General features: G+C 69.7%; 7 protein-coding genes. 1 reads left to right on the forward strand and 6 read right to left on the reverse strand.

Annotated elements, in window-relative coordinates:
- Positions 1-180 precede the first annotated feature (180 nt).
- Positions 181-2526, forward strand: coding sequence for an AbfB domain-containing protein (locus tag ACZ4LX_RS30470; RefSeq protein WP_467650110.1), 2346 nt, complete (start codon positions 181-183; stop codon positions 2524-2526).
- Between the two features lie 86 nt (positions 2527-2612).
- Here the strand turns inward: ACZ4LX_RS30470 and ACZ4LX_RS30475 are convergent, their stop codons facing one another.
- From ACZ4LX_RS30475 to ACZ4LX_RS30500, 6 genes are all read right to left on the reverse strand, one after another.
- The gene (locus ACZ4LX_RS30475; RefSeq protein WP_467650111.1) at positions 2613-3113 is read right to left on the reverse strand and encodes a GNAT family N-acetyltransferase; all 501 of its coding nucleotides are present in this window, start codon (positions 3111-3113) and stop codon (positions 2613-2615) included.
- 189 nt (positions 3114-3302) lie between these two features.
- On the reverse strand, positions 3303-5906 hold the full coding sequence (gene rph, locus ACZ4LX_RS30480; protein WP_467650112.1) for a rifamycin-inactivating phosphotransferase: 2604 nt from the start codon (positions 5904-5906) through the stop codon (positions 3303-3305).
- Between the two features lie 513 nt (positions 5907-6419).
- Positions 6420-9707: a LamG-like jellyroll fold domain-containing protein gene (locus ACZ4LX_RS30485; RefSeq protein ID WP_467650113.1), complete on the reverse strand. Its 3288-nt coding sequence runs from the start codon at positions 9705-9707 to the stop codon at positions 6420-6422.
- A gap of 321 nt (positions 9708-10028) precedes the next feature.
- Positions 10029-11126, reverse strand: a complete 1098-nt coding sequence (locus ACZ4LX_RS30490) for an NADH:flavin oxidoreductase/NADH oxidase (RefSeq protein WP_467650114.1) — start codon at positions 11124-11126, stop codon at positions 10029-10031.
- Positions 11127-11250: 124 nt separating this feature from the next.
- The gene (locus ACZ4LX_RS30495) at positions 11251-11523 is read right to left on the reverse strand and encodes a DUF1876 domain-containing protein (protein ID WP_219572999.1); all 273 of its coding nucleotides are present in this window, start codon (positions 11521-11523) and stop codon (positions 11251-11253) included.
- Positions 11524-11603: 80 nt separating this feature from the next.
- Complete coding sequence (locus ACZ4LX_RS30500) at positions 11604-11984, reverse strand: hypothetical protein (protein ID WP_467650115.1); 381 nt, start codon at positions 11982-11984, stop codon at positions 11604-11606.
- Between the last annotated feature and the right edge of the window lie 30 nt (positions 11985-12014).

Below are 12014 nucleotides of genomic sequence, written 5' to 3' on the forward strand. Positions count from 1 at the left end.
GGCAAGGTCCTCGGCATCGACAACATGTCCACCACCAACAGCGCCCACGCCGTCCAGTTCGACGACAACGGCACCGACGACCACCTCTGGCAGCTCGTGTGACCCCCGACCGCTCCCCGTGCCGCCCGGCGCGGGGAGTCTCCCCGTACCTGGGCAGCACCCGACGAAGGAGACGAACCAATGAGCCGTTTACGCGTACCCGGCCGGCGCCCCTGGTGGAGACGGGCCATCGCCACCACCGGACTGCTGGCGCTGGTGTCCTCGGCGCTGGTGGGAGCCGGCTCCGCACCGGCCGGTGCCGCCTCCTGGGCGCCGAAGCCGTCCCCCATGACGACGCCGTGGTCCGGCCAGGTCCCGGTCGACAAGCCACTGCCGGAGTACCCCCGCCCTCAGCTGACCCGGACCGACTGGGCCAATCTCAACGGCATATGGGACTTCGCGGTGACCGGCCGGGACGCCGGGCAGCCGTCCTCGTTCCCCGATCAGATCCGTGTGCCGTTCGTCGCGGAGTCCGCGCTCTCCGGCATCCAGCGGAAGATCACCGAGAACGACAAGCTCTGGTACAAGCGCACCTTCACCGTGCCGTCCGGCTGGAACGGCCGCCGGGTGGTGCTCAACTTCGGCGCGTCCGACTGGCAGACCACGGTCTGGGTCAACGGCACCCAGGCCGGTGTGCACAAGGGCGGTTACGACTCCTTCGCGTACGACATCACCCCGCAGCTCAACGGAGGCACGAACACGGTCGTGGTCTCCGTGTACGACCCGACGCAGACGGGCGGCCAGGCCGTCGGCAAGCAGCGCATCAATGACGTGCGGCCGCACAGCGGCGGCGGCATCTTCTACACCGCGGCCTCCGGCATCTGGCAGACGGTCTGGCTGGAGCCGGTGGCGGCGGCCCACATCACCCGTCTCGACATGACACCGAACCTGGGCGACAGCACGCTGCGGGTGAAGGTGCAGGGCGCGTCCGCCTCCGGACGCAGCGCCCGGGTCACCGTCTCCAGCGGCGGCACCATGGTCGGCACGGCCACCGGAACCGTCGGCTCCGAGATCTCCGTCGCGGTGCCGAGCCCACATCTGTGGACTCCCGAGGACCCCTTCCTCTACGACGTGAAGGCGGAGCTGCTCGACGGGGCGTCGGTCACCGACGCGGTCGGCGGCTACACCGGCATGCGGTCGATCGCCGTGGCGAAGGTCGACGGCGTGCTGCGTCCGGTCCTCAACGGCAGGTTCGTCTTCCAGACCGGCACCCTGGACCAGGGCTACTGGCCGGACGGCATCTACACCGCGCCGACCGACGAAGCACTGAAGTCGGACCTCCAGGCCCACAAGGACCTCGGCTTCAACATGGTCCGCAAGCACATCAAGGTCGAACCGCAGCGCTGGTTCTACTGGGCGGACAAGCTGGGGCTGCTGGTCTGGCAGGACATGCCGGCCATGGACACCGGCAAGAGCCCCGACGCGGCGGCCCGCACCCAGTGGGAGGCGGAGTTCCACGCAGTCATCGACCAGCACCGCAGCTCTCCCTCACTGGTGATGTGGGTCGACCAGAACGAGGGCTGGGGCCAGTACGACCAGGCCAGGATCGCCGACGAGGTCAAGGCGTACGACCCGTCCCGGCTGGTGAACAACATGAGCGGGGTCAACTGCTGCGGGTCCGTGGACGGCGGCAACGGGGACGTGGTCGACAACCACATCTACGTCGGTCCCGGCAACACCGCGCCGACCGCGACGCGCGCGGCCGTACTGGGCGAGTTCGGCGGCCTCGGCTACAAGGTCCCCGGGCACGAGTGGTTCCCCGGCGGCGGCTTCAGCTACGAGGACCAGGCGAGCGTCTCCGCGCTGAACAACCGGTTCGTCGGGCTGCTGGACAGCATCCGTACCGGCCAGCTGCCCGCAGGCCTCTCCGCCTCCGTCTATACGGAGATCACCGATGTCGAGAACGAGGCGAACGGGCTGCTCACCTACGACCGCCAGGTCGTCAAGGTGGACACCGCACGGGTGAAGGCCGCCAACCAGGCGCTCATCGACGCCTCACGCAACCCCGCCCCGCCGGTGACCCTGCCCACCGGACAGTACAAGTCCCTGCGCGTCACCACCCCCGGCTACACCGACAAGTACCTGCGCCATCAGGACGCGCTCGCCTTCACCGAGGTCGTGAGCGGCGCGAGCGGCGCGCTGCTGAAGAACGACGCCACCTGGAAAATCGTCACCGGCCTCGCCAACAGCAACTGCTACTCGCTGGAGTCCCGCAACTATCCCGGCGAGTTCCTGCGGCACCGCGACTTCCGGGTGCGACGGGACGCCGATGACGGCTCGGCTCTCTTCAGGGCCGACGCCACCTGGTGCGCCGTAGCCGGTACGGGAGGAGTGCGGCTGTCCAGCGCCAACCTGCCGGGCAGCTATCTGCGCCACATCGACTCGGAGGTGTGGCTGGCCACACCGGGCGGTACGCACGCCTGGGACAACCCGGCCACCTTCACCGAGGACACCACCTGGGCGGTGGAGGCACCCTGGGCTCCGTGATCTGACCTGCCTCCTCCCCGTCCGCGGCCACGGCCCCGACGCGACGCGCAGGCGTCGCGTCGGGGCCGTCGGTCCAGGCGCCCGGATCACGCCGGGGCCAGGTACGTATGCAGCAGCGCCGTCCGGCCGCCGGCCGTCGTCCAGTCGCCGGGGCGGCTGCCGACACGGCGCCACCCCGCCCGTTCGTAGAGGGCGATGGCCGGCCCGCCGCCGTCCTCCACCTCCAGGACCAGCCGCAGGCCCTTCGCTGCCGCCGCCGCCTTCACGGTGTCGAGCAGGGTACGCGCCACGCCGCGCCGACGCGCCGAAGCCGTGGCGAACAGCCGGGCCACCGAGGCGAGTTCGTCCGGCGGCAGTCCGGCGTCCGCCGCCAGTACCTGGCCGGCAGAGGTCAGTGCCACATGTCCCAGGACATCCGGGCCACCCGTGGCCACCCAGACATCGAGCAGGCCATCGGGGGTCAGCCAGTGTGCCGGGGCGTCCGGCCACTCGGCAGGGTAGCGGTCCATCTGGTGCACGGTGGCCAGCGCCTCCACGCAGGCGCTCAGGTCGTCGTCGCGACGGCGCCGGATCTCCGGCTCTCCCATTCCTTGATCCTCACGGTCGTCCTATCGGCACTGTCCGGCGGTGTCGGTCCGGCAGTGATCAGCCCGGCGCTGTCCGGCTGGGCCGGTTCCACACTGTCCGCCGCCGGTCAACTCCGCACTGTCCGCCTTTGGTCAGCTCCGCCCGTCCGGTCGGCAGCGCACGGACGGGCCTCCCGACGTGACCTCTCACTACAGGAACTCGACGTACCCGTCGGTTCCGTGCACACGGATCCGCTGTCCGTCCCGGATCAGCCGGGTCGCCCGATCCACGCCGACGACGGCCGGCAGGCCGTACTCCCGGGCGATCACCGCGCCATGGGTCATCAGGCCGCCGACCTCCGTGACCAGACCGGCGATCCCGACGAACAGCGGCGACCAACTGGGGTCCGTGAACGCCGTGACCAGGATGTCGCCCGCTTCGAGATCGGCCTCGGCCATGTCAAGGATGACACGGGCCCTTCCCTCGACGGTCCCGGAGGAGACCGCCAGGCCGGTCAGGGCTCCGTCCGGCACGTCGTCGCGGCGGTACGCCCCGGTGACGGCCTCGCCGTCCGAGGTGAGCACCCGGGGCGGCGTGAGCGCACGGTGCGACCGGAACGCTTCCTTGCGCCGCTGGATCAGCCCATCGTCCACCTCGTCCGAACGCACCACGTCGTGGAGTTCCTGGAACGTGAGGTAGAAGACGTCCTCCTTCTCGGGAAGCACACCGGTCCGCACGAGGCGCTCCGCCTCCGTCAGCAGAGCCCGCTTGTAGGCGAAGTACCGGCTGACGATGGCGTACTTCGGGTACTCCCGGTACCCGATGAACGTGCGGACCCGGTCGATCATGCGCTTGGTCTCGTCCGCCTTCCGGTCCCCGTCCGGCAGGGCACGCAGGCGTGACAGGACGTCCTGTTCCTTCTTCAGGGCCTTCTGCCGCCCCTCCTCGAAGCGCCGCCCGGCGGCGCCCGGCTCGAAGTTCCTGACGTTGTCGAGGATCACCGGCACCAGTGTGGTGGGGCGCTCGCTCCACCTCGGCCTCGTGATGTCGATCTCGCCGACGCAGCGCATACCGTACCGGTCGAGATAGGCCTCGACCGCATCGCGCGCACCGGTCCCGCCGGCGAGCTTCGCCAGTTCGTCCAGGAAGGCCTCGTCCTCGACGTGCTCGATGCCCTGGAGGAACGCCACCACCTCGGGATACGGCCGGATCACGTCCGCGACGTCGAGCAGTTCGAGTCCCATCTCCGACGTGATGTTGTCAGGGGCGGACAGCGTCAGCGTGTCAGCCGCGTTCTTCTCGCCCAGCCACTCCTCCAGCTGCTCGTTGAGCCACCAGGTGGCCTCCATCCCCGCCATGATCACTTGCATGCTCAGCGGGTCGCCGAGGGCACGCTTGTGCTCCTCGAAGGCCTCCAGCAGGAAGTCGAACAGCGCCGGTCCGGTCCTCGTCCGGATGTCACGCTCCAGAGCCGCGACGGACTGCCGGCTGCGCTCGATCAGCTCGGTGACGAGGGCCGGATCGGTGTCGATCGCGGCGGGCGCACTCCTGGCCGGCGGGCCGCCGGGACCCGCGTCCGGAAGCGACGGGACGAAGTCGTCGCGGTCCAGGACGGTCTCCAGGGCGTCCCTGACCAGCGGATCGCCCTTCCCCATGATGTCCAGGAGGCCGGCGCGGCTCGCGGGCGATGCCAGACGCCGGGTGACGTCGACGAACAGCCTCCCGCCGGCCTCGTGCATCGCCACCATGGCCGTCCGCTGCCACATGGAGAAGCCCAGCGGTTTCATGGCGTCGGTCATCATCTGCTGATGGCCGACGGAGACATAGACGTGATTCTCCTGGTCGCCGGCCTCGGGGACGGGGAACAGCGTCGTGATCGGCCGGCTCTGCACGATGTGGAACTCGTCGTCGGCCAGACACCATTCGATGTCCTGCGGACGGCCGAAGCGCGCTTCGATCCGCCGCCCCAGCCGCACGAGCCGCACCGCCTGCGCATCCGTCAGCGCCGGCTCCTCCTGCCGCCGCGCGTCGACCGTCACTTCTCGTGTACCGCCGGTCGGCACGGCGTGCACAGCACGCTGTTTGACGGAGACCGTCCTGGCGACGACTTCGTCGTTCCGCACCTTGAAGACGTCCGGGTTCACCAGGCCGGAGACCAGGGCCTCACCGAGGCCGAAGCCCGCGTCGACGGTGGCGACCGTCCGGTTGCCCGTGACGGGATCGGCCGTGAACAGGATGCCGGATACCTGCGGGAAGACCATCTGCTGCACGACCACGGCCATGTGGACCGCGCGGTGGTCGATGCCGTTCCGCCGACGGTAGATCACCGCCCGCTCGGTGAACAGCGAGGCCCAGCACCGGCTGACGTGGTGCAGGATCTCCGTGGGCCCGACCACGTTCAGGTACGTGTCCTGCTGGCCGGCGAACGAGGCCGTCGGCAGGTCCTCGGCGGTCGCGCTGGACCGGACGGCGTATGCGGCCTGCTCGCCGTGGCGGGCGAGCGCGCGGGTGACCGCTGTCGCGGGACCGTCCGGGACGGCGGTCTCCTCGATGGTCCGACGGATCTGCGCGCTGAGGGTGCGGATCGTCTCCCGGTCGTCCGGGTCCACCTGCGACAGCTCATCGAGCCGCCCGCTGAGCGACGGTACCTGCGCCATGGCACTGCGGAATGCCTCCGTCGTCACGCAGAAGCCACCCGGCACACGGACGCCCTCGATCCGCGACAGCGCTCCCAGGTGCGCGCCCTTGCCGCCGACGACCGCCGTCTGCGTCTCGTCGGCCTCTTCCAGATCCCGGACGTACCTCTCGGTCATGCCGATACCTCCGTGGCTGCGGTGCTCCGTCGCACCGCGGTGGCCGGTCGGATCACCGGCGCCTCCCCGTCTGCCGAACCTCTTGTCGAGCACATCCTCATCCCTGGCTCCCTTGCTTCCGACGGGCCGGACAGCGCCCGTCCCCGCAGCGCCGCCCCGAGCGCTCGCGGCCGCACTTCCGGCCGCACCCCTGATTCGACGTCACCGCAGCCCCCGTGGGCCGACACCAACACACGCACGCCGTGCTCCCGTTTCCGCGGCTTGTGGCATCGGCCGACGATTCTGCACCGTGCCCCGGGCCTTGCGGCAAGCCCCCTGCCGCGCTATAAGTTGAGAGTGGCAAGGAGAGTTCTCTCCTTGCCTTTGTCATGTCCGGGCGCGCCGAGCACCGGCCGGATCGCCGCCGGGACGCCAGATGCCCGATGCCGCTGCCCGCCGCCGCACGGGGCGACAACGGGCAGCGGCTCAGTGGTTCGGTGGTTCCGTTCCTTCGGCGCTCAGGACAGCCGAGGGCTACGGCTGCCCGGTCGCGTGCAGCGCGCTCACCTCGCCGTCGGTCAGTGCCCTGTCGTACAGCGCGACCTGGTCGACGGAACCGTTCCAGAAGTCGGTGTTCCCGCCGGACCACTTGGCACGGCCCACGGACAGCGCGCCGGTGCTGACATCGGCGGTCCCGGCCGCCTCGGTCGCGGCGAGCCTGCCGTCGACGTACAGCTTGATCTCGTCACCGCTGCGTACGCCGACCACGTGGTACCACCGGCCGAGCTCGGGCTTCATCTCCAGCCGGGCCCGGTGGGCGCCCGGGGTGGAGAAGGAGAACGCTCCCTGTCCGTACTGGAGGTAGAACGGGTTCTCCTGGCGCCGGCCGTCCTGGCTGACGACGGTCGCGTAGTTGCCGGGAAGGGCGTCCAGCGACGCCCAGGCCGACACCGTGTAGTCACCGGTGGTGTCAAGAACCGGGCCGTCGGTCTGCGCGTACTGGCCCTCACCATTGAACTTCAGCGCCGAGCCGTGCACTCCGGTCGTCCAGGACGTTCCCTCGGACAGGGTGAGGTCCTTGTGGTTCGGTCCGCTGTCGGCGGCCGCGGTACCCTCGTTCTCGTCGAGTGACCAGGCGCCGCCGCCCTTGACCTCGTCCCGCTCACCGGCCGCCGCGCCCGCGGCGATGACTTCCTGGTTGATCTTCCGCACCTGTGCGGGGTCGACCTTGATCTCCCGGCGGTCGTACGTCCAGAGGCCGTTGAGCTCGTTCTCCAGGTCGGTGACCTGGGTGTAGATGGAGCCGGAGAGTTCGGCTCCGGCCGCCTCCAGGTAGTACGTCCGCGTGTTCTCGACGTACTTGGCGGTCAGGGCTTCCTTGTCCGCGACACCGCTGTAGATCGCGGTGGGCGCACCGGGCCACATGTGTCCGGGCGACCGCAGGGTGAAGCCACCGTGCTCACCGTCCATCGCCGCACGGTTCTCGTCCGGGAAGGCCGGGTCGGTGTTGTTGTAGTCGTGGTGGTCGATGATGTCACCCTTGCCTGAATCGCCCTTGGAGTTGCAGCAGTTGACACCGCTGTGGGCGTTCACGACGCGGGACGGGTCGGCGGCCCGGACCTTCTCCGTGATCTTTCCGGTCTCGGTGCGGTCCCACTCACCCCAGCCTTCGTTGAAGACGATCCAGGCACCGATCGACGGGTGGTCGTGCAGCTGCTTCATCATCTCGGCCCCCTGGTCGAGGAATGCCTTCTGGCCCTTCTCGCCGGTGATGTCGCCGGAGACGAAGTCCTGCCAGACCAGCAGTCCGAGCTGGTCGGCGTGGTAGTACCAGCGGTCCGGCTCGACCTTGATGTGCTTGCGCACCGAGTTGAAGCCGAGGTCCTTCTGCGCCTTCAGGTCGAAGAGGAGGGCGGAGTCGCTGGGTGCCGTGTTCAGGCCGTCGGGGTAGAAGCCCTGGTCGAGCTGGGCGAGGGAGAAGAACGGCTTCCCGTTGAGCACCAGCTTCTGGTAGCCGCCGACCTTCGCGACGCCGAAGGACCGCATGCCGAAGTAGCTGTCGACGGTGTCCCTGGAGCGGCCGTCGTCGAGGGTGACCTTCAGGTCGTAGAGGTAGGGGTCGTCGGGCGTCCACAGGTGCTGCTTCGCGACCGGCAGGCTCAGCTCGCGGTTGGCCGGGCCGGTGACCCTGCCGACGACCTTGCCCTTCTTGTCGCGGGCGACGGCGGTGATCCGGGCGGACTTCGAGGCGTCAGCGGAGTTGACCGTCAGGGCGAGTCGGCCCTGGCCGATGTCCGGGGTGGTCGTCAGGGAGTCGACCGCGGCCGGGGCGACGGGTTCCATCCAGACGGTCTGCCAGATACCGGAGGAGGCGGTGTAGAAGATGCCGCCGGGGTTGGCCGACTGCTTGCCCGTGGGCTGGTCGGGGCCGGTGGTGTCGGTGACCGCGACAACTATTTCCTGCGGGCCGCTGCCCTTGACCGCGTCGGTGATGTCCGCGCTGAAGGCCGTGTATCCGCCGGTGTGCTCGGCTACCTGCTTGCCGTTGACCCAGACACGGGCCTGGTAGTCCACGGCGCCGAAGTTGAGCTTCAGACGGTTGACACTGCCGCCCTTGTCACCCTTGCCGCTCTTCACGGACCAGTTCTTCGGGACGGTGACGAGCTTGCGGTAGAACATGTGGTCTTCGTGGCGCTCCAGACCGGAGAGCTGCGACTCGACGGGGAACGGCACCGTGATGCGCTCACCGAGGGTCTTGCCGAAGACGGGCTGCTCGCCCGCCGCCGCTCCGGCGAACTCCCACTGGCCGTTGAGGTTCTTCCAGTCGTCGCGCACCTGCTGCGGCCGGGGGTACTCAGGCAGCGGGTGATCGCGGTCGAGCCTGTCGCCCCAGGTCGTGGTCAGCCGGTGTGTGGACCGGTTCGTGGCCGTACGGCTGATCTGCGGAACGGCCTTGCCACCGACCTGGAGACCGGCTTCGCCGTCGTACGCGACCCGTACCTGCTGGTCCTTCAGCACCGGCCCGGTCAGGGTGACGGTCAGCGCCTCCGCGTTGCCGGGCACCCGGGTGACGGACTTCACCGGGATCGGCGAGGTGTCGGCCTCGATGGTGAGGTGGTCCTTCAGCGCGGCGTAGTCACTGACCTTGTCCTCGAACGTGGCCAGGAGCTTCAGACCGTCGTCCGCGACGTCCAGCCCCACCGGGTAGACCTCGAAGTCCGACGGAGGGGTGAAGGCGGACTCGGGCACGATCTGCCGGGCCAGAGTCGCGCTGGACCAGCGCAGGAACATGTTGGCGCCGCCGGTGTCCTGGAACATCTCCAGCTTGAACGCGTGCGGCTCTCCGGCCTTCAGCGCGATGGGCTTGCTGGTCTGCTCGTTGTCCCAGTCGGGCTCCCAGTGGTCGATGACCACCTGGCCGTCGATGAAGAGCCGGAAGCCGTTGTCGCCGCTCGCGGCGAAGGTGTAGTCACCGTCCTCGGGGGCCGTGATGCTGCCGGTCCAGCGGGCGGTGGTGTTCTCGGTCCGGCCGGTGGTGGACTGGAACGTGCCGGTGAGCCCGGGGAAGTTGATCTGCGGGTCGAGGGCCACCCCGCCGAGCTTGTCGAAGTCCCGCGCACCGGGCGCGGACATGCTGAAGTACTCGCCCTTCAGCCCGTGGACGGCGGTGGTCGGGTTCTCGGCCTTGGAAGGGGCCGCGGAGGAGGTGGCGGTGAGCGTCGCCGGGGTGGCCGCGGCGGCCGGGACCAGGGTGGCGCCGACGGGAATCAGGAGTGCGGCGGCACAGGCCACCGTTCTGAACACAGCGCGAGATCGGGGCATTTGTCGTCTCAAGGCGTCGTCCTGTCGAGAGAGCTGAAGTACCTCGAACCTGTGAGGCACGGCACACAATCGAACATTGAGCCACAGCACCAAACTCAGAACAACACTCGTGCACAGAAAATTTTCAACGATATAAATCAGCCGGGACAGACCCGCCCCACGCGGGCGCCCTCAGCCGCCGCCCAGGGCGAACGCGCGATGGACGGACACCGCGATGCCGACGGCACACACACGACCGCCCTCCCCGCGCACCCGGGACACACCGTCGGGAGACGGCGGTCCGGGACGCGCAAGGAGGGCGGAGGAGCTTCGGGGGTGCGGTCAGATCGCGTAGCCGTACTGCTCGGGGGCGTGCACGGTGCCGCTCAGCTCACGGGCCGCGTGGCGCGCCCATGACGGGTTGCGCAGCAGCTCCCGGCCGAGAAGCACGGCGTCCGCACTGCCCTCGGCGAGGATCTTCTCGGCATGCTGCGGGTCGGTGATCAGGCCGACGGCCGCGACGGGGAGCGAGGTCTCCCGCTTCACGCGCTCGGCGAAGGGGACCTGATAACCGGGACCGGTCGCGATGCGCGCGCGGGGGGCGTTTCCGCCGGTGGAGACGTCCAGCAGGTCGACCCCGTGCGCCCGGAGCTCACCGGCCAGCCGCACCGTCTCGTCGGCGGTCCAGCCCTCGCGCTCGTCCTCGGCGTTCTCGGTGAGCCAGTCCGTGGCGGAGATCCGGAAGAAGACGGGCAGATCCTCGGGCCACACCTCCCGCACGGCGTCGACGACCTCGAGGGCGAAGCGGACCCGGTTCTCGTAGCTGCCGCCGTACGCGTCGGTGCGGTGATTGGTGTGCGGCGACAGGAACTGCCCGATGAGGTAGCCGTGAGCGCCGTGCACCTCGGCGACCTGGAATCCGGCTTCGAGCGCGCGGCGGGCGGCCTCGCGGAAGTCGGCCACGACCGCCTGGATCTCGTCGGCGGTCAGCTCGTGCGGCACCGGGTATCCGGCGTCGAAGGGCAGCGGGCTGGGCGCGACGGGCGTCCAGCCGTGCCCGTCGGCGCCGACGGGACCCCGGCCGGTCCAGGGGGCGGCGGTGGATGCCTTGCGGCCGGCATGCGCCAGCTGGACACCGATGACCGAGCCCTGGTCCTTGACGAAGTCCGTGATCCGGCGGAAGGCCGCGACCTGGGTGTCGTTCCAGATACCGAGGTCGGCAGGACTGATGCGCCCCTCGGGGCTGACAGCCGTCGCCTCGGTGAGGATCAGGCCGGTGCCGCCGGTGGCGCGGGCGGCCAGATGTGCGAAGTGCCAGTCGGTGGGCACCCCCGCCTCCGGCCCCACCGGTGCGGCGCTGTACTGGCACATGGGTGCCATCCATGCCCGGTTGGGCACGACAAGCGACCGCAGGGTGATGGGATCGAAAAGGGCACTCACGACGGACTCCGTTTCGCCGGGCACGGAAGGATCACTAGTACGATACATCCCGTACTACGACGTCCGTCAAATTACGATTCCTCTCGTACAAGGCGGGGAACGGAGAACTCCGCCGTCACCTGGGTCAGGTCAGCGGGTACGACGTGCGGCCGGACGCCTCGTCGATCTCGTCGTGGGCCTTGGTCAGCAGCTTCATCGCCAGTTCGTTGAGTGCGCGGGCCCCCGCGATCTCCTCGCCCACCCTGGGCTGTTCGGAGTCGGAGGGATGGCGGCTGGCATAGCCGTGGGCACGCACCTCGCTCCCGTCGGACAGCCGCACCAGAGCGGCCGCACGCGTGCGATGGGTGTCTTCCTCGAATTCCAGCTCGATGTGCCATCCGACAGCCGTCTGTGTCATGGCGCTCACCTCCGGAGCCTCCCCTCCAGGGTGCACCCCGTCCCTCGGCAGTGCGCGGCGAAGCCGGGCTGCCGGCCGGCCTACCGGCCTCGCCGGCGGAGCGTGATGCGGGCGTCGGCGTCGTAGAGCTGGTTCCAGCTGCGGCCGGCCCCCGACTTCCAGGTGACGTGGGCCGTGGCCCCTTCGGTCCGGACGGCTTCCACCGTCATCGCGCGGTCGCCGTCCCGTACGTCCCCGCGGCGCAGCTCGTCCGCCCTGACCGTGACCGGGTCCGCCGCCCCCACGCTCTCGGCCTCGTCCGCCGCGAGACCGAGAGCGGCGGCCAGCTCCCGGGCCCGGTCCGGAGTACAGATCAGCGAGAGCTCCCCCGACGGCGTGCCGACCCTGATCGCGACCCCCGCACCCTCCGGGGTCACCTCCAGGTATTCGTTCGGCGCACCGGTTCCGTAGTCGCTCTTCATCTGCTCCGCCCTCCTCTTTCCCGGGCCCGG

This window comes from Streptomyces sp. NPDC026062 (assembly GCF_055568375.1).

Excerpts from the sequence above, each read along its gene's own strand:
- ACZ4LX_RS30475 (WP_467650111.1), bottom strand. The coding sequence starts at position 3,113 with ATGGGAGAGCCGGAGATCCGGCGCCGTCGCGACGACGACCTGAGCGCC.
- ACZ4LX_RS30495 (WP_219572999.1), bottom strand. The coding sequence starts at position 11,523 with ATGACACAGACGGCTGTCGGATGGCACATCGAGCTGGAATTCGAGGAA.
- ACZ4LX_RS30470 (WP_467650110.1), top strand. The coding sequence starts at position 181 with ATGAGCCGTTTACGCGTACCCGGCCGGCGCCCCTGGTGGAGACGGGCC.
- ACZ4LX_RS30485 (WP_467650113.1), bottom strand. The coding sequence starts at position 9,707 with ATGCCCCGATCTCGCGCTGTGTTCAGAACGGTGGCCTGTGCCGCCGCA.
- rph (WP_467650112.1), bottom strand. The coding sequence starts at position 5,906 with ATGACCGAGAGGTACGTCCGGGATCTGGAAGAGGCCGACGAGACGCAG.
- ACZ4LX_RS30500 (WP_467650115.1), bottom strand. The coding sequence starts at position 11,984 with ATGAAGAGCGACTACGGAACCGGTGCGCCGAACGAATACCTGGAGGTG.